14 protein-coding genes, 1 tRNA gene and 1 pseudogene are annotated in these 17,289 nt (G+C 70.0%); 9 read left to right on the top strand and 7 right to left on the bottom strand.

What is annotated here, in order from left to right:
* Positions 1-65 precede the first annotated feature (65 nt).
* Entirely contained in the window at positions 66-911 is an 846-nt protein-coding gene (locus CSX12_RS13590; RefSeq protein WP_124896150.1) for a hypothetical protein, read from the top strand.
* 52 nt (positions 912-963) lie between these two features.
* A tRNA-Ala gene (locus CSX12_RS13585) sits at positions 964-1,036 on the top strand.
* Positions 1,037-1,140: 104 nt separating this feature from the next.
* Here the strand turns inward: CSX12_RS13585 and CSX12_RS13580 are convergent.
* Genes CSX12_RS13580 through CSX12_RS13565 form a run of 4 tightly spaced genes read right to left on the bottom strand, consistent with a single transcriptional unit; the run spans position 1,141 to position 6,325 of the window.
* Positions 1,141-2,817 carry an ABC transporter ATP-binding protein gene (locus CSX12_RS13580; protein WP_164479591.1) on the bottom strand — a complete coding sequence of 559 codons (1,677 nt, stop codon included), beginning with the start codon at positions 2,815-2,817 and terminating at the stop codon, positions 1,141-1,143.
* Between the two features lies 1 nt (position 2,818).
* The gene (locus CSX12_RS13575) at positions 2,819-3,685 is read right to left on the bottom strand and encodes an ABC transporter permease (protein ID WP_124896149.1); all 867 of its coding nucleotides are present in this window, start codon (positions 3,683-3,685) and stop codon (positions 2,819-2,821) included.
* On the bottom strand, positions 3,682-4,701 hold the full coding sequence (locus tag CSX12_RS13570) for an ABC transporter permease (protein WP_164479590.1): 1,020 nt from the start codon (positions 4,699-4,701) through the stop codon (positions 3,682-3,684). The genes CSX12_RS13575 and CSX12_RS13570 overlap by 4 nt, the downstream gene beginning before the upstream one ends.
* Positions 4,679-6,325 carry an ABC transporter substrate-binding protein gene (locus CSX12_RS13565; protein WP_124896148.1) on the bottom strand — a complete coding sequence of 549 codons (1,647 nt, stop codon included), beginning with the start codon at positions 6,323-6,325 and terminating at the stop codon, positions 4,679-4,681. Before CSX12_RS13565 ends, CSX12_RS13570 begins: the two co-directional genes overlap by 23 nt.
* Positions 6,326-6,533: 208 nt before the next feature.
* Between CSX12_RS13565 and CSX12_RS13560 the strand changes: the two genes are divergently transcribed.
* Positions 6,534-7,943 (top strand): LLM class flavin-dependent oxidoreductase, encoded by a 1,410-nt coding sequence (locus CSX12_RS13560; protein WP_124896147.1) that lies wholly within the window; start codon positions 6,534-6,536, stop codon positions 7,941-7,943.
* A gap of 46 nt (positions 7,944-7,989) precedes the next feature.
* Here the strand turns inward: CSX12_RS13560 and CSX12_RS13555 are convergent, their stop codons facing one another.
* On the bottom strand, positions 7,990-8,919 hold the full coding sequence (locus CSX12_RS13555) for an agmatinase family protein (protein WP_124896146.1): 930 nt from the start codon (positions 8,917-8,919) through the stop codon (positions 7,990-7,992).
* Between the two features lies 1 nt (position 8,920).
* Positions 8,921-10,198, bottom strand: a complete 1,278-nt coding sequence (locus CSX12_RS13550) for a DUF445 family protein (RefSeq protein WP_017202672.1) — start codon at positions 10,196-10,198, stop codon at positions 8,921-8,923.
* 36 nt (positions 10,199-10,234) lie between these two features.
* On the opposite strand from CSX12_RS13550, the gene CSX12_RS13545 reads away from it, so the two are divergent.
* A complete protein-coding gene (locus CSX12_RS13545; protein WP_017202671.1) occupies positions 10,235-10,507 on the top strand; it encodes a metal-sensitive transcriptional regulator in 273 nt (90 codons plus the stop codon).
* Between the two features lie 55 nt (positions 10,508-10,562).
* Here CSX12_RS13545 and CSX12_RS13540 read toward each other — a convergent pair whose 3' ends face one another.
* Entirely contained in the window at positions 10,563-12,110 is a 1,548-nt protein-coding gene (locus CSX12_RS13540; RefSeq protein ID WP_017202670.1) for an amino acid permease, read from the bottom strand.
* Between the two features lie 105 nt (positions 12,111-12,215).
* Here CSX12_RS13540 and CSX12_RS13535 point away from each other — a divergent pair, with 105 nt between their 5' ends.
* The 5 genes and pseudogenes from CSX12_RS13535 (at position 12,216) to CSX12_RS13515 (ending at position 17,289) form a co-directional block, all read left to right on the top strand.
* Positions 12,216-13,622: a glutamine synthetase family protein gene (locus CSX12_RS13535; RefSeq protein WP_124896145.1), complete on the top strand. Its 1,407-nt coding sequence runs from the start codon at positions 12,216-12,218 to the stop codon at positions 13,620-13,622.
* The gene (locus CSX12_RS13530; RefSeq protein ID WP_164479589.1) at positions 13,603-14,355 is read left to right on the top strand and encodes a gamma-glutamyl-gamma-aminobutyrate hydrolase family protein; all 753 of its coding nucleotides are present in this window, start codon (positions 13,603-13,605) and stop codon (positions 14,353-14,355) included. Before CSX12_RS13535 ends, CSX12_RS13530 begins: the two co-directional genes overlap by 20 nt.
* Positions 14,352-15,713: an aldehyde dehydrogenase family protein gene (locus CSX12_RS13525; RefSeq protein ID WP_124896144.1), complete on the top strand. Its 1,362-nt coding sequence runs from the start codon at positions 14,352-14,354 to the stop codon at positions 15,711-15,713. Before CSX12_RS13530 ends, CSX12_RS13525 begins: the two co-directional genes overlap by 4 nt.
* A 35-nt stretch (positions 15,714-15,748) precedes the next feature.
* The gene (locus CSX12_RS13520; protein WP_124896143.1) at positions 15,749-16,528 is read left to right on the top strand and encodes a 3-oxoacyl-ACP reductase; all 780 of its coding nucleotides are present in this window, start codon (positions 15,749-15,751) and stop codon (positions 16,526-16,528) included.
* A 33-nt stretch (positions 16,529-16,561) separates the two neighbouring features.
* Positions 16,562-17,289, top strand: a pseudogene (locus CSX12_RS13515) (GntR family transcriptional regulator).

Below are 17,289 nucleotides of genomic sequence, written 5' to 3'. Positions count from 1 at the left end.
GGACTCGCGGCGACACGCGTCGCTCTGCACGGCCGCGCACCCCTGCACCCCTTAGCGTTGTCGATATGGACGGGCCGGTGCTGAGCGGGGGAGTGATCGTCCTCGTCGCTGTGCTCCTCTGGATGCTGTACCTGCTGCCTTCCTGGCGCGGACGATTCCAGTACAACGCGGCCGAGCGCAACGCCGTGCGGCTGAATCAGGCGCTGCGCGTCCTCGCCGAGACGAGCGAGACTCCGGCCGAGGTGCGCATCGAACTCAATGCCCGCACCGCTCTGGCGCAGCAGAAGCTCGCGAAGCGCGTGCAGTCCGAACGGGAGGCCGCCGAGCTCGAAGCGCTGCGTGAAGAGCTCGCCGCGACCAGGGCCGATCCGGTGATCCGTCGTGCCCGCGCCCGTCGACGTGTCCGCGCCGCGGCCACCACGACACTCGTCCTCGGGCTCGCGCTCGCCGGACTCGGCGTCTGGCAGCTGCTCGCCGCGTCGTCTTCCGTGCTGCTGTGGATCGGCGGCGCGCTGGTGGTGCTCGCCGGGGTCACCCTGCAGCGGATGGCCGCGGTCGCCCGACGTGTCGCGCGCGCCACCCACACCGTCGCCGTCCCGGCGGCGCCGCGCGTCGCTCCGGAGCTGCACGATCAGGGGCCCGCGACGTGGACCCCGAGGCCGCTTCCTGAGCCGCTCGTGTCGGTGGCCGGGTCGCGCGCTCAGGCGGCGCAGGCGCAGATCGATGCGCAGGAGCAGCGCCGCAAGGCGGCACGGGTCGCCGCACTTCGGGAGCGCGCGGAGCAGATGGCACCGCCCGCACCGGCGCAGCTGCCCGCCGCATCATCCCCCTACGCCCGGATGGGCTTCGTCGACGACGCCGAGATCGAGGCGCACGTGCGCGAACTCCTCTCCCGTCGCGCCGCGGGATGACCCTCCGCGGCGCGAGCGGCGTTTCGATCGTGATAACGTAGAACTCGTTCACGGGCCTATGGCGCAGTTGGTAGCGCGCCTCGTTCGCATCGAGGAGGTCAGGGGTTCGAATCCCCTTAGGTCCACCGTGAAGAGGGCCGGTCGGACATGAGAGATCATGTCCGACCGGCCCTCTCTCTTTCCCCTCCGGCCAGGCGAACCGGTGCAACCCGGGCCGCCCCTCCGCCACTCAGAGCGTGGGAAGCGCCCGCAGCAGTTCCTGCGTGTAGGGGTGCGCGGGCGCACGGAAGATCTGCTCGGCATCTCCGTGCTCGACGACGACGCCGTCCTTCATGACGAGCACGCGGTCGCTGAGGTGATGGATCACCCCGAGGTCGTGCGAGATGAACAGGTAGCTGAGCCCGTACTCGTCCTGCAGGTCCACGAGCAGATCGAGCACCTGCGCCTGCACGGAGACGTCGAGCGCCGACACCGCCTCGTCGAGCACGATGATCTCGGGGGAGGTCGCCAGCGCCCTGGCGATCGCGATGCGCTGACGCTGGCCGCCGGAGAGGCGCAGCGGGAAGCGCTCGCGGACGGACGCGGGCAGGGCCACCTGGGCGAGCAGATCGATGACGCGCTGCTCGCGCTGCCGTCGCGTCAGCCCGGCATCGGCGGGGATGGCATCGAGGAGGATGCGCTCGGTGTTCCACCGCGGATCGAAGGAGCTCAGCGGATCCTGATACACGACGCCGATCCGTCGGCGTCGCGGTCGCCGGCGGGACTCGGAGACGGCGGACCACGGGGATCCGAGCAGCAGCACCTCGCCCTCGTCGGCGTGCTCGAGCGCGAGAGCGATGCGTGCGGTCGTGCTCTTTCCCGAGCCGGACTCGCCGACGAGCCCGAGCGTCTCTCCGCGGTGCAGTGTGAACGACACGTCGTCGACCGCGGTGCTCAGCCTGCCGTCGGGGGAGACGAATCGCTTCACGAGGCCTCGGGCCTCCAGCACCGGCTCCCCGTCCACTCCCGATGAGGGCCGGGCGATGTGCAGGTTCGGGACGGTCCGCTCCTGCGGGGCGAGGCGCTCGCCGCGGGTGTGTCCGCTGGGGACGGCATCGACCAGGCTCTGCGTGTACGCGTGTCGCGGGGCTCCGAGCACCTGCGCGGCTGCGCCCTGTTCGACCACTTCGCCCTCGCGCATCACGAGGATGTCGTCCGCGAGCTGCGCGACGACGGACAGGTCGTGGCTGATGAGGATGATGGATGCGCCGCGCGCCTTCGCGTCTTCCAGCAGCGAGAGCACCTGCGCCTGCACGGTCACGTCGAGGGCGGTCGTGGGCTCATCCGCGATGATGACCTCGGGGTCGAGGGCGATCGCGGAGGCGATCAGAGCGCGCTGCCGCAGCCCACCGGACAGCTCACCCGGTCGCTGCCGCGCGCGGAGTTCGGGCTGCGGCACGTCGACGCTCGCGAGCAGCTCGATCGCCTTCCGTCGGCGAACGGACCGATCACGCCAGCCGTGCAGGCGCAGCGCCTCCTCGATCTCCCGACCCACGGGGCGCAGCGGGTCGAGCGAGACGAGCGCGTCCTGCTGGATGAAGCCGATGCGCTTGCCGCGGATCCCTCGCCACGACCTCGCCGTCTGGGCGGTGAGGTCGGCATCGCCGAGGGAGAGCTCCTCCGCCTCGACGATCGCGCCCGCGCCGGTCAGTCCCGCCAGTGTCCGGGCGGTGACGCTCTTGCCCGAACCGGATTCGCCGACGATCGCGACGCATCGCCCGGCGGACAGCGTGAACGACACGTCGCGCACGATGCTCCTGGTCTCGCCGTCTCGCGTGAAGCCCACGTGCAGATTCCGTACGGTGAGACGCTCCCGCGGGCTCCCGCTCGCCGGAGACGATGCCGTGGTGAGTTCGGCGACGCTCATGTCACCTGCCCTTCTCGAGACTGTTCTGGATATGGGTGCCGATCGTGGTCGCGGTGAGCGCGAGCACGAGGATGACCAGGCCGGGGATGAAGGTCAGCCACGGCGCCTGCAGGATGCTGGCGCGTCCGGCATCGAGTAGCGCTCCCCACTCGGACGAGGGCGGAGCGACGCCGAGACCGAGGAACGACAGTCCGGAGGCCCACACGATCGACTGTCCGATCGCCATCGTGAACACGGCCACGAGCGGCCGGATCGCGTTCGGGAGCACATGCCGCCCGAGGATGCGCCACCAGCCGTGACCGAGCGCGCGGGCGGCCTCGACGTAGCCGGCGTTCTTCGCCGAGAGGATCTGGCCGCGGACCATGCGGGCGTATCCGGGTGCGGTGCTGACGCCGACCGCGACGACCTGCGTCCAGGGCGACGGACCGAGGATCGACACGAGCAGGAGGGCGAGCAGCAGGCTCGGGAAGGCGAACGCGACTTCGATGATCCGGTTGACGATCGACGCTGTGACGCGATCCGCGAGCGCCGCGACGGAGCCGAGGACCAGGGCAGCCATGAGCGCGATCCCGGCGGCTCCGATGCCGATCAGCAGCGACTCCCGCGTTCCGTGGACGATGCGGCTGTAGAGATCGCGCCCGGCCTCGTCGGTGCCGAACCAGTGCGTGAGCGAGGGCGACTGGAGCGCATCGGCGAAGTTCTGCGCGGTCGGGTCATCCGTGGCGAGCACTCCGGGTGCGATGGCGGCGAGGGCGAACAGCGCGGCGAAGACGATCGCCGTGATCAGCGACCAGCTCACGCGACGGCGACGCCGCGTCGGGCTCGTGCGCTCGTGATGCGCGGGCTTCCGGGGGAGTGCGGTGGTCATGACGTCTTCAGCCTCGGGTCGATGAGCGTGTACACGAGGTCGACCAGCAGGTTGGTGACGACGTAGAGGACGGCGACGAGCACCACGATGCCGGTCACGACGGGAAGATCCTGCGCCCCGACCGCGGAGACCAGGGTCTTGCCGATTCCCGGCCGGGAGTAGATCTGCTCGACGATCACGGCGCCGGAGACGGTGGCGCCGAGGGCCCACCCGGTGAGGGTGACCGCGGGGATCGATCCATGTCTCAGCACATGACGGAGCCGGATGCCGAGGTCGCCCATGCCGCGCATGCGGGCGCTGAGCACGAACGGCTGATCGAGCGCTCGCTCGTACTCCGCCCGCACGGACTGACCCATGAACCCCGCTAGCGGGATCGCCAGTGTCAGCGCCGGAAGCACGATGCCGTTGACTCCGCTGCCGCCCATGACGGGGAACCAGCGCAGGGTCAGCCCGAAGAACAGGAGGAGCAGGATGCCCAGCCAGTACGGCGGGAGCGCAGCGGTCACGGTGTCGACGGCCGAACCCAGTGCACGCACCCGCGGTCCTCGCCCCGCCGTGAGCGTGACCCAGACGATCATCAGCACCCAGGCGAGGAGGATGCCGGTGAGGGTCAGCACCAGCGTCGAACCGAGCTGCTCGCCGATCAGGTCCCACACGGGGCGGAACTGCTGGTACGAGGTGCCGAGATCACCGCGGAGGAGTCCTCCGATGTAGTCCAGGTACTGGACGAGCACGGGATGATCGAGACCGTAGGCGTCGACGATCGGGGCGAGCTCGTCCGGTGTGCGCTCCTGAGCCTGTCCCGTGCGGATGTTCAGGATCGCGGTGGCGCGGTCGCCCGGCAGCGCCATCTGCGCGAGGAAGGCGGCGGTGGCCGCACCCCAGAGCACGACGACCGCGCCCACGACGTTCGACGCCAGGCGACGGAACCGTCGCGGGGAGCGGCGGGGAGCGACCGGCCGAACGGAGGTGATCCGGTCGGCCGGCCGCGCCTCACTCGACGAAGTAGGCGTCATAGAACGTGGGTCCTCCCTGTGCGTGCTCCTGCCAGACTCCCCGGAGGCGCGGGTTGACGCCGAGCGTGCTCAGACGGTCGTACAGTCCGAACGAGAGCGCGTGCTCGGCGATGTACTCCTGGGCCTGGCCGTACAGGGCGTTCTGCGCGTCGACATCCGACTCGGAGTTGGCGGCCAGGATCAGGGACTCGAGCTCGGGGCTGTCGTAGAAGGCGCTGTTCGAGTAGTTCGGGTTGTCCTCGGTGCTCGGACGCCAGTTGATGTAGAGGATCCCCGCATTCACCGAGGTCCAGTAGCCCGCCGAGATGTCGTAGGAGTCGGGGCCGCTGTAGGTTCCCGCCCAGGTCTCGGACGGCGGCACGGGGATCAGGTCGACCTTGAACCCGGTCGCCTTCGCCTGCTCCTGCACGGCCTGGAAGATCGAGGCTCCGTCGGCGTTGATGATGGTGCCGGCGTTGTAGGGGAACACGACCTCGAGGGTCTTGCCCTCCTTCGTCCGGTAGCCGTCGCCGTCGCGGTCGGTCCAGCCGGCCTCGTCCAGGAGACGGTTCGCCTCGTCGATGTCCTCGGCGTACCAGTCGGCGGCCTTCTGGCTGTATCCGGGCGTCGCCTGACTGACCCCGCCGTTGCCTTCGAAGGGGATCACGCCGTGGCCGATCGTGTCCACGATGCTCTCGCGATCGAGGCTGAAGATGAAGGCCTTGCGCACACTCTCGTCGTCGAACGGCGCACGGGTCGTGTTGAACGAGATCTGCTGGGGCCGGCCCGGCGTCACGTACTTGTGCAGCTCGTACTGCTCGCCGTCCAGCCCGTCCCACTCGATCGCGGGGATGTCGTAGATCGCATCCGCCTCGCCGGAGCGCAGGGCCGACACCCGTGTGACGCCGTCGGCGACGAACCGCCAGTCGACCTTCTCGACGTACGCCGGCCCGGTGTGCTCGGCGTTCTCCGGCCACGACGTGTACTCGTCGTTGCGGACGAGCACCACATTCTCGCCGCGGTTCCACTCCTGCACGACGAAGGCCCCCGATCCGATCGGCTGCTCGCAGTTCTCCTCGTCGGTGCGGGTCTCCAGCGCCTGCTGCGACTGGATGCCGAAGTAGCCCTGCGTCAGGTTCTCGATGAAACGCGGGTACGGGCGGGACAGATGGATGGCGACGGTGAGGTCGTCGACGGCCTCGGCGGACTCGTAGTAGCCGCCGAGCCAGACGGCCGCTGTGCTGTTGCCTCCGGCCACCCAGTAGTCGAAGTTGTACGCCACGGCCTCGGCGTCCACGGGGGTGCCGTCGGTGAACTCGACGCCGTCCTTGAGCGTGAGCGTGTACGTGAGGCCGTCTTCGCTGACCGTCCAGTCCTCCGCCAGCCACGGGACGGCCTCGCCGTCTTCCGTCAGTGAGAACAGGTTGTCCAGGAACTGGTAGGAGATGTACGCCTGCTCGATCCATCCGCCGAAGAGGCACTGCGGCTCCTGCTGGTGCGCGTACACGATCGTGCCCCCGTCGACGCGCTCGGCGTCGGCGGACGGCACGGTGACCGATCCGCTGTTGCAGGCGGACAGCGCGAGGGCGAGAGCGGCCGCGGCGGCGGTCGTCGCCAGCGTGCGGCGGGTCCTGGGTGCGTTCATGAGGCGTCGGGTGCCTTTCATCGGAGAGACGGTGCTGGAGCGATCCTCCCGAGCACGACATCCGCGCACACCCCGCCCGTCACGCGGGGCAGTCGGACGTCACATCGCGTCATCCGGCCTCACGCAGCGACATGCGATGCCCCGGTCGGCGTCGTCCGCGCCAGGATCGTCTGCGGCACGCACGTGCCGACGAAAGGAGCGCCGCCGCATGACGGATCCCAAGAGACTCATCCTGAATCTGTTCGAGATGAACTGCGTCAGCCACATCACCCACGGCCTGTGGCGGCTCCCCGGCAATCGGCGCACGGAGTTCAACGACATCGAGTACTGGACCGATCTGGCACGGCAGCTCGAGGCCGGCGGCTTCGACGCGGTCTTCCTCGCGGACGTGGTCGGCGCGTACGACGTGTTCCGCGGAGGACCGGAGACCGCGATCCGCGAAGGCCTGCAGATCCCCAGCAACGACCCCCTCTTGGTGGTGCCGGCGATGGCCGCGGTCACGGAGCATCTCGGATTCGGCATCACGTTCTCGACGACGTACGAGCCGCCGTTCTCCTTCGCTCGGCGGATGTCGACGCTCGACCATCTCACGAAGGGGCGCGTGGGATGGAACATCGTCACGTCGTACCTGCCGAACGCGGCGCGCAACTTCGGCCTCGACGGCGAGATCGACCACGACACCCGCTACGAGATCGCCGAGGAGTACCTCGACGTGCTCTACAAGCTCTGGGAGGGATCGTGGGACGATGACGCGATCGTCGAGGACCGTGAGCAGGGCGTCTACGCGGATCCGGAGAAGATCCGCTACATCAACCACCGTGGCCCGCGATACTCGGTGGCCGGCCCGCACCTCTCCTCCCCGTCGCGACAGCGCACGCCGTTCCTGATCCAGGCGACGCAGTCGTCGCGCGGCATCGAATTCGCCGGCCGCCACGCGGAGCTGATCTTCACCGGAGGGCGCTCGTTCGAGCAGGTCAGCGGCACGATCGCGAGAATCCGCGACGAGCTCGAGCGGCAGGGGCGCGCTCGGGACGACATCAAGTTCGTGGTCGGGGCCACGGTCATCGTCGCGGCGACGAGGAAGGAAGCCGAGGCGAAGCTCGCCGAGTACGACCGCTACGCGAGCATCGACGGAGTGCTCGCGCACGCGAGTCTGCCGTTCGATCCGACAGCCCACCCGGGCGACATCACCCTGGGGGAGGCTCTGCGTCGCGAGGGGCGCGGCGACGATCTCGCGGCCGCCTTCCTCCCACAGGAGAAGACCATCGCGGAGTTCCTGTCCACGATGAGCGGCTTCCACCGGCAGCCGTTCATGGCCGTCGGCTCGCCTGCGGACGTCGCCGACGAGATCGAGAGCTGGCTGGACGAGCACGACATCGACGGCATCAACCTCGTGCAGTACCACTCACCCGACACGGCGAGCGACTTCATCGAGTTCGCCGTGCCCGAACTGCGGCGCCGCGGTCGGCTCCGCGAGGCCTACACGCCGGGGGAGACCCTGCGCGAGCGTGTGCACGGTGCGGGCTCCCGCGTGGCGGAGACCCACCCCGCCGCGCGCTTCCGCGGCGGACGCGCGCTCGACGTGGCGGTGGAGTCGGAGCGCCTGCAGCCGGTGTGACGGCGCGGTGGCATCGGTCGACACGGAGCCGGGCCGACGCGGGGCCTCATCCGCGGGAGGCCAGTCCGGCGAGCAGTTCGAGCACACAGAGCGCTGCGAGGCGCACCGTGCGGGCGTCAGCGGTGTCGGCGGTGGCATCGACCTCGGCCAGGTCGGCGCTCACGACGCGTCGGTCCGCAGCCACGGCGCGGGTGAGCGCGCGCAGCTCCCACGCCTGCAGGCCGCCGGGAACGCTCGCCGGGCAGCCGGGCGCGACCGACCGGTCGCAGACGTCGACGTCGATATCGAGATGGATGCGCGCGTCGGCTCCCGCGCCGGCGACCTCCAGGGACTCGGCGACCACGTCGTCGACACCGCGGCGGCGGAGCTCGTCGAGGGTGACCACGCGGATGCCCCACTCGTTCGCGCGTCGCGCGTAGGCGGCCGAGTTCGCGAAGTCGGCGATCCCGATCTGCACGATCCTCGTCGGATCGATCCTCGCGGTCGGCACGGACGACGCGGCAGGGGTGTCCTGCACGAGGCGACGGACGGGCGTGCCGTTGGAGATCCCGTCCCGGAGGTCGAAGTGCGCGTCGAAGGTGATCAGGCCGGTCGCCTCGGCGCCCAGAGCGACCGGGTAGGTGAGCGAGTTGTCGCCGCCGAGCGCGATCACGAGCTGTGCGGCCGCCGCGATCTCGCGGACGCGGGAGATCACCCTCGCCTCGCCCGCTGAGCCGTCCGGATCCGCCACGTCGCCCGCGTCCGCGATGCGCAGCACGTCGTCGAGCTCGACCGCGGGCGGACCCATCACCGTGGTGCCGTAGCGGGGGAGAGCCCCGCGGATCGCCGCGGGAGTCGCGTGCGCGCCGGTCGGCGAGAGCGAGGTGCGCCAGGTCGGGACGCCGAGCAGCACGGCATCGGCCGTTCCTGCGAACGCGGGCCACGAGCCGGCGCGGGGCCAGAGCGGGTCGTGACTGAGGTGAGCGGCCGAGACCATGTCAGACTCCCGGGATCAGGGCGTGGGCGATCGTGAAGATGACGAGGCCGGCGAGCGCGCCGACGAAGGTGCCGTTCAGGCGGATGTACTGCAGATCGCGGCCGACCATCAGCTCGATCTTCTCCGTCGTCTCGGCCGGGTCCCAGCGCTCGACGGTGTCGGTGATGATCGAGGCGATGTCGTGACGGTAGCGGTCGACGAGGAAGACCGCTGCATCCGACACCCAGGTGTCCACGCGCTGCTGCAGCGCGGTATCCGTGGTCAGGCGCTCCCCGACCTCCTGCAGCGCCTGGACGGCGCGGCGGCGCAGCCCGCTCTCCGGGTCGGCGAGAGCGGTCAGCAGTCCGTTCTTCGCCGTGTTCCACGCCTCGGCGGCGAGGGCGCCGACGCGCGGGCTGTCGAACAGCGACGCCTTGGCGCTCTCGAGCTTCGCCCTGGTCGCCGGGTCGTTCTGCAGATTGTCGGCCAGCCGTTCGAGGTAGCCGTCGATCGCCAGCCGGGCGGGATGGCGGGGGTCCGCCTGGACGGCGTGGATGAACTTGATCGCCTCGTTGTAGACGGTGTCGTCGACCAGGCGGTGCGCGAGCTTCGGCACCCAGCCGGGCAGACGCCGCGAGACGAGCCCGGTAAACGAGGCGGCGTTGGCTTCGAGCCAGCGGCCGATGCTGTCCACGGCGAGGTCGACGGCGCCGTGGTGCGCGTCGGCCTCGACGATCTTCTCGAGCCACGCTCCCGCGGGAGGGCCCCATTCCGGGGCGACCAGGTGCTCTCGCGCGAGGTCGGTGATGAGGTCGCGGACGTCGTCATCGCTCAGCGCGTTGAGCACCGCGGTCGCGATCGTCGCGCCCTCCGCCCCGACCCGTTCGGCGTGCGGGGCCTCGCGCAGCCATTCGCCTGCGCGGAGGGAGATCCGCGTGCTGGCGAGCTTGGTGCGGACGACGTCGGCGGCGAGGAAGTTCGTCTCGACGAACTCGCCGAGTGTGCGGCCGATCTCGTCCTTGCGGTTGGGGATGATCGCGGTGTGCGGGATGGGCAGCCCGAGCGGACGGCGGAACAGGGCGGTGACCGCGAACCAGTCGGCGAGGGCACCCACCATGCCGCCCTCGGCGGCGGCTCTGACGTATCCGAGCCATCCGATCCGCTGCTGGAACGCGAAGGCGATCACGAACACGACGGCCATGAACACCAGCGCTCCGAGCGCGACGGCCTTCATGCGCCGGAGCGCGCGCAGGCGCTCCTGGTCGGCGGGTGAGAGCTGCGTCATCGGCGTTCGCGGCATGAGGTCATCCTTTCACGAGGCGAGTAGCCTCAAGGGGTGATCGAAGACATCAAGAAGCGTGCCCTGCACCGCACCAGCATCCTCGAGGGGCAGATGCGCGGCGTCGCGCGGATGATCGAGAACGAGGAATACTGCATGGACATCATCACGCAGTCCCGGGCGATCCAGCGGTCCCTCGAGTCGCTGAACCGGCTGCTGCTGGAGAACCACCTGCGCACGCACGTCACCCACATGTTCGACGAGGGCGGCGAGGAGCGCGACAAGGCCGTCCTGGAACTCCTCAAGGCGTTCGACTTCGACCGCAAGTAGAACACGACGCAGCGCCCCGACGCGGACGTCGAGGCGCTGCCGGCGGCGGTGCGGATCACCTGCCGCCGTCGAACACCTCGTCCTCCATCGCGTCGTAGCCCTCGGCCTGCGGGTCACCGTGCGAGCCACCCGAGATCGCATACTCCTCCTCGGGCGAGAGCACCAGCCGGTGCCGGAAGAAGAGCCCGAAGCCGAGCAGGATCACCACGTAGACGATCGCGATGGCGATGATCGCCGGACCGAAGGTCGGGTTCAGCAGGAAGCCGACGAAGATGAGCGCCGCGATCACCAGCGCGACGGCCGCACCAGGGATGCCCCAGGGGCTGCGGTAGGGGCGGTCGACGTCCGGGTACTTCTTCCGCAGGATCATGAACGAGATCAGCTGGAGCCCGTAGGCGAGCACCGCACCCCAGACGGCGATGTTCAGCACGATCGCGCCGGCCACTGACCCGGCGCCCTCGGCGTCGACGGCCGCCAGCACATCGAGGACGATGAGGGCGACGAAGCCGATGGCCGCGCCGATGACGAGCGCCACCCACGGCGTCTGTCGCTTGCCGGTGAGGGAGAGGAACCGCGGGTAGTAGCCGGCGCGGGAGAGCGAGTACATGTTGCGGCCGTAGGCGAACATGATGCCCTGCAGCGAGGCGAGCAGACCGATCAGGGCGAACAGCGCCAGCACCGCGGCGAGCTGGTCGCCGACGATCGCGCGGAACCCGTCGAGCAGCGGCTCGCCGGCGGTTCCGGTCGCCTCGGCACCGATCACGCCGGTGTTCAGGAAGAGGACGAGCAGGCCCGTGACGATGAGCGTGCCTCGCGCCCAGAAGCCCGCCTTCGGGATGTCGCGCGTCGGGTTGTGCGACTCCTCGGCGGCCAGCGGAAGCTCCTCGATCCCCAGGAAGAACCACATCGCGAACGGCAGGGCGAACAGGATGGGCAGCACGCCGTGCGGCAGGAACTCCGTCTGACCGGGGTCGGGGGCGATGTCCCACAGCGCATCCCAGCTGAACGCACCGGAGAAGATCGCCATGACGGAGAAGACGAGGATGATCCCGATCGAGATGATCGACACGATGATCGCGAACCGGAAGGAGATCGCCGCGCCCGCGGAGTTCAGGGCGATGAACACGATGTAGAGGATGAGGTACCAGAGCCATCCCGGCAGCTCGAGTCCGAGCAGCTCACTGGTGATGCCGTTCGCATACGACGCCGAGAAGTAGACGATCACCGCCGTGGTCGCGACGTATTCGATCGTCTCGGCGGCTCCGGTGACCAGGCCGCCCCAGGGTCCCATGGCGGATCGGGCGAACGAGTACGCGCCGCCGGTGTGCGGCATCATGGCCGCCATCTCCCCGATCGCGAAGATCATGCCGTAGTACATGAGCACGAGGATCACGAAGGCGATGAGCATGCCGCCGAAGCCCGCGAAGTCGATGCCGAAGTTCCAGCCGGAGAAGTCGCCGGAGATGACGGCGGCGACCGCGAGACCCCACAGCCCCCAGACACCGGCCGACCGCTTCAGCGTCCGTTTCTCGAAATACTCGCTCCCGGCACGTGTATAGGTCGCTCCAGCGACCTTGCGGGATTCACTGCTCTGCTCAGACATCCGCTCTCCGTTCCCACGCTCGCAGGCGCCGGGTGCACCTTGGGCATGATTGTGACAGCCAATGGTGGTTTCGTCTACCTTTAAACGTCCTGGTGATCTACTCTGATGGCGAAGCCGGTCGGCCGATCGCTTCACCACGACGACGGGAGCGAGACGATGGCGGGAAACCTGAGCATCGAGCAACTGGATGCCGGCATCGCCGCCGGCGAGATCGACACGGTGATCGTGGCCTTCGCCGATGCGCAGGGACGACTGGTCGGCAAGCGCGTCTCCGCGCGGCTGTTCCAGGAGGACATCCTGCATCACGGCGCCGAGGCGTGCGACTACCTGCTGTCGGTCGATGTCGACATGAACACGGTCGACGGCTACGCGATGTCCGGGTGGGACCGCGGGTACGGCGACATGGTGCTGCGTCCCGACGTGGCCACGCTGCGCCGGATCCCCTGGCTGGCGGGAACGGCTCTGGTGATCGCCGACCTCGTGTGGGGCAACGGCGAACCGGTCGGTCCCTCGCCCCGGGCGATCCTGGACCGCCAGCGCGACCGACTCGCCGAGCGCGGCTGGACGGCGTTCTCCGGAACCGAGCTCGAGTTCATCGTCTTCGACAACACCTACCGCGACGCCTGGGCCCGCAAGTACGAGGGGCTCACTCCGGCGACCGACTACAACGTCGACTACAACCTGCTTGCCTCCACCCGCCTCGAGCCCCTGCTGCGCGACATCCGCAACAGCATGGACGGCGCGGGGCTGTACTGCGAGGGCGTGAAGGGCGAGTGCAACCTCGGGCAGCAGGAGATCGCGTTCCGCTACGCCGAGGTCCGCGAGACCGCCGACCAGCACGCGCTGTACAAGAACGGCGCGAAGGAGATCGCGGAGCAGCACGGTCAGGCGCTCACCTTCATGGCCAAGTTCAACGAGCGCGAGGGCAACAGCTGCCACATCCACCTCTCCCTGCGCGACGCGGACGGCACCCCGGTGATGGCCGGAGACGGCGAGCACGGATTCAGTCCCGTCATGGAGCACTGGATCGCCGGCATCCTCGCCACGCTGCGCGAGTTCACCCTCCTGTACGCGCCCAACATCAACTCGTACAAGCGGTTCGCCAAGGGCAGCTTCGCCCCGACGGGGGTGGCCTGGGGCATCGACAACCGCACCTGCGCGCTGCGGGTGATCGGATCGGGCTCGGGGCTGCGAGTCGAGAACCGGGTGCCGGGGGGAGACGTGAATCCGTACCTCGGGATCTCGGCCATCATCGCCGGCGGCCTGTACGGCATCGAGAACGAGCTCCCCCTGCCCGAGCGCTTCACCGGCAACGCGTACGAGTCCGGAGTCGAGCACCTGCCGACGACCCTGCGCGAGGCCGCGCAGCTGTTCAGCGCCTCGACCATCGCGCGGGAGGCGTTCGGCGATGACGTGGTGGACCACTACCTGAACCAGGCGCGCATCGAGGTCGAGGCCTACGACGCCGCCGTCACCGACTGGGAGCGCATCCGTGGTTTCGAACGGCTCTGACCCCGCGCCGCTGATCGGCGTCACGACCTACCTCGAGCGGGCGCAGCAGGGGGTGTGGGACGTGCGCGCCGCGTTCCTGCCCGAGCAGTACCTGACCGGTGTCACGGCAACCGGCGGCATCGCCCTGCTGCTGCCCCCACAGGACCCGGACGCGGCGGATGCCGCCATCGCCGGGCTGGACGGACTGATCCTCTCCGGGGGCGCCGACGTCGCGCCGGAGCTCTACGGCGCGCAGCGGCATCCGCTGACGGACCCCGCCCGTGCCGATCGCGATGCGTGGGAGCTGGCGCTGTTCCGGGCGGCGGAGCGGCGCCGGATGCCGGTGCTCGCGATCTGCCGTGGTCTGCAGCTGGTGAACGTGGCCCGCGGCGGGACGCTGCAGCAGCACCTGCCCGAATCGCTCGGCACCGAGCGCTACCGCCTCGGCGGCGGTGTCTTCGCCGAGAACGACATCGAGGTCGCCGAGGACACCGCGCTCGCCGAGGTGCTCGGCGCGGGGGAGGTGCGCGTGCACAGCTACCACCATCAGGGCATCGATCGGCTCGGGGAGGGGCTGGTCCCCGCCGCGCGTTCCGAGGACGGACTGGTGCAGGCGTTCGTCGACACCGCTGCCGGGCACGTGGTCGGCATCCAATGGCATCCGGAGGAGAACGCCGAGGATCGGCGCCTCTTCGCGGATCTCGTCTCACAGGCTCGTGCGTACGCCGCACAGCGGAAGGAAGGCGCCCGATGAGTGCGTTCACCGTCATCAACCCGTCCACGGGACGCGCGATCCGCGAGGTCGCCAGGGCCGGCGTCGCCGAGACCGACGCCGCGATCGCGCGTGCCGTCGCCGCCCAGCGCCGGTGGGCGGCGCTCGCCCCGGTCGCGCGGGCCGATGCGCTCCGCGCGTTCGCGCGTGCCGTCCGCGACGCCGCCGAGGAACTGGCGCAGCTGGAGGTGCTCAACTCCGGGCATCCGATCGGTTCCGCCCGCTGGGAGGCCGGGCACGTCGCCCAGGTGCTGAACTACTACTCCGCCGACCCGGAACGCCTGTCCGGCCGGCAGATCCCGGTGGCCGGCGGACTCGACGTCACCTTCCACGACCCGTACGGCGTGGTCGGCGTCATCGTGCCCTGGAACTTCCCGATGACGATCGCCTCGTGGGCCTTCGCACCGGCGCTCGCCGCGGGCAACGCCGTCGTGCTGAAGCCCGCCGAGCTGACCCCGCTCACCGCCCTCCGTCTCGGGGAGCTCGCCCGCGAAGCAGGACTCCCGGAGGGGCTGTTCGAAGTCGTCACGGGCTCCGGATCCGTCGTGGGCCAGCGTCTGGTCGAGCACCCGGACGTGCGCAAGGTGGTCTTCACCGGATCGACGGAGGTCGGTGTCGAGGTCGCGGCGGGATGCGCGCGCGCCCTCAAGCCCGTCACGCTCGAACTCGGTGGCAAGAGCGCGAACATCGTCTTCGAGGACGCGGATCTCGAGCGCGCGGCGGCCGGAGTTCCCGGATCGGTGTTCGACAACGCCGGGCAGGACTGCTGCGCCCGCAGCCGTCTGCTCGTGCAGCGCTCGGTGTACGACCGGTTCCTCGAACTGCTCGAACCGGCCGTCGCCGCCTGGCGCGTCGGAGACCCCGCGGCGGACGACACCGACATGGGGCCGCTCATCTCGGCGGGCCACCGCGACACCGTCGCCTCGTTCCTCGACGGCGCCGACGTCGCCTTCCGCGGCACGGCGCCCGAGGGGGACGGATTCTGGTTCGCCCCGGCCGTGGTGCTCGCCGACCCGGCGGATCGGATCGCGCAGCAGGAGGTGTTCGGGCCCGTCGTCGCGGTGATGCCCTTCGATGACGAAGCCGATGCGATCCGTCTGGCCAACGACACGATCTACGGCCTCGCCGGCTCCGTGTGGACGGAGAACCTGGGACGCGCCGTCCGCGTCGCGCGGGGCGTGCGCAGCGGGGTGCTCTCGGTGAACTCCCACTCCTCGGTGCGCTACGCCACGCCCTTCGGCGGCATGAAGGCGTCCGGCCTCGGGCGCGAGCTCGGCCCGGACGCCGCCGAGCACTTCACCGAGACCAAGAACGTCTTCTTCGCGACAGACGACCTCTGATCGCGTCGACCCACCCATCCGGAACGGAGAACTCCATGACCATCGACCTGACCCAGCGGCTTCACGACCGCGTCGCCATCATCACCGGCGGCGCGAGCGGTATCGGCTTCGCGACCGCGAAGCGGTTCGCCGCGGAGGGCGCCTTCGTCGTGATCGCCGACGTCGATCCCGTGACCGGCGAGGCGGCTGCCGCCGAGGTGGGCGGCGCTTTCCGACCGGTCGACGTCGCCGACGAGGCCAGGGTGAACGCCCTGTTCGACGGCGTCGCCGCGGAGTTCGGGCGGATCGATATCGCCTTCAACAATGCGGGCATCTCGCCGGCCGACGACGACTCGATCGAGACCACGGAGCTCCCGGCCTGGGACCGGGTGCAGGACGTGAACCTCAAGAGCGTGTACCTGTGCAGCCGCGCGGCGCTGCGGCACATGGTCCCCGCCGGACGCGGCTCGATCATCAACACCGCGTCCTTCGTCGCCCTGCTGGGCTCGGCCACCTCGCAGATCAGCTACACCGCGTCCAAGGGCGGCGTGCTGGCGATGTCGCGCGAGCTCGGGGTGCAGTTCGCCCGACAGGGGGTGCGCGTGAACGCCCTGTGTCCTGGACCGGTGAACACCCCGCTGCTGCAGGAGCTGTTCGCGAAGGACCCGGAGCGGGCGCAGCGACGCCTCGTGCACGTGCCGATGGGGCGATTCGCCGAGCCGGAGGAGCTCGCGGCCGCGGTCGCCTTCCTGGCCTCCGACGACTCCTCGTTCATCACCGCCAGCGCGTTCGTCGTCGACGGCGGCATCACCAACGCCTACGTCACGCCGCTGTGAGCGCCCCCCACCTCGCTGTGACAGGGTGAAGGCATGAGCGAGCACTCCTCCGACGGCGACCTCGTCGAGGTGCGGAAGGCGGTCTATCGGCCGCTGCGGCGCGGCAACGCCCTCGAGGACGCGGTGGCCCGCCTCGTGCAGACGATCCGGCTCGGCGTGGTCGCCCCGGGGGAGTCGCTGCCTCCGGAGCGCGAGCTGGCGGCGTCGTTCGGTGTCAGCAGGGACACGGTGCGCGAGGCGATCCGCGAACTCGCCGACACCGGCTACCTGCTGCCGCGACGGGGGCGGTACGGCGGGACGTTCGTGGCCGACCCGCTGCCGCATCCGTCGGTGTCCGGTACCGTCACCGCAGAAGAGCTGGACGACGTGCTCGGCCTGCGCCGGGTGCTCGAGAGCGGCTCGGCGAGGGCAGCAGCGAGCCGGACGCTCGACGCCGCCACCCGCGCCGATCTGTGGGCACGGCACGAAGCCGCGCTGCCGGCGGGGCCCGAGGAGTACCGGCGTCTCGACACGCTGCTGCATCTGGCGATCGCGGAGGCCGCCGGCATCCCCTCGCTCGTCGCGCTGGTCGCCGAGAACAGGGCCGACGTCAACGCCTGGCTCGACACGTTCCCGCTGATGCCCCGCAACATCCAGCACTCGGGGAGCAGCACGAGAGCATCGTGTCGGCGATCCTGGCTGGGCGCCCGGATGCGGCGGAGGCGGCCATGCGCGACCACCTCGCCGGATCGGAGGCGCTGCTGCGCGGGTTCCTGATCTGA

Source organism: Microbacterium sp. Y-01 (assembly GCF_003856715.1).
Lineage (GTDB): Bacteria > Actinomycetota > Actinomycetes > Actinomycetales > Microbacteriaceae > Microbacterium > Microbacterium algeriense.
This window is presented reverse-complemented; position numbering and strand designations above follow the sequence as displayed.

Bases quoted from the DNA above. Each gene is read 5' to 3' on its own strand.
- CSX12_RS13590 (WP_124896150.1), top strand. From the start codon at position 66: ATGGACGGGCCGGTGCTGAGCGGGGGAGTGATCGTCCTCGTCGCTGTG.
- CSX12_RS13580 (WP_164479591.1), bottom strand. From the start codon at position 2,817: ATGAGCGTCGCCGAACTCACCACGGCATCGTCTCCGGCGAGCGGGAGC.
- CSX12_RS13575 (WP_124896149.1), bottom strand. From the start codon at position 3,685: ATGACCACCGCACTCCCCCGGAAGCCCGCGCATCACGAGCGCACGAGC.
- CSX12_RS13570 (WP_164479590.1), bottom strand. From the start codon at position 4,701: ATGACGCCTACTTCGTCGAGTGAGGCGCGGCCGGCCGACCGGATCACC.
- CSX12_RS13565 (WP_124896148.1), bottom strand. From the start codon at position 6,325: ATGAACGCACCCAGGACCCGCCGCACGCTGGCGACGACCGCCGCCGCG.
- CSX12_RS13560 (WP_124896147.1), top strand. From the start codon at position 6,534: ATGACGGATCCCAAGAGACTCATCCTGAATCTGTTCGAGATGAACTGC.
- CSX12_RS13555 (WP_124896146.1), bottom strand. From the start codon at position 8,919: ATGGTCTCGGCCGCTCACCTCAGTCACGACCCGCTCTGGCCCCGCGCC.
- CSX12_RS13550 (WP_017202672.1), bottom strand. From the start codon at position 10,198: ATGCCGCGAACGCCGATGACGCAGCTCTCACCCGCCGACCAGGAGCGC.
- CSX12_RS13540 (WP_017202670.1), bottom strand. From the start codon at position 12,110: ATGTCTGAGCAGAGCAGTGAATCCCGCAAGGTCGCTGGAGCGACCTAT.
- CSX12_RS13535 (WP_124896145.1), top strand. From the start codon at position 12,216: ATGGCGAAGCCGGTCGGCCGATCGCTTCACCACGACGACGGGAGCGAG.
- CSX12_RS13525 (WP_124896144.1), top strand. From the start codon at position 14,352: ATGAGTGCGTTCACCGTCATCAACCCGTCCACGGGACGCGCGATCCGC.
- CSX12_RS13520 (WP_124896143.1), top strand. From the start codon at position 15,749: ATGACCATCGACCTGACCCAGCGGCTTCACGACCGCGTCGCCATCATC.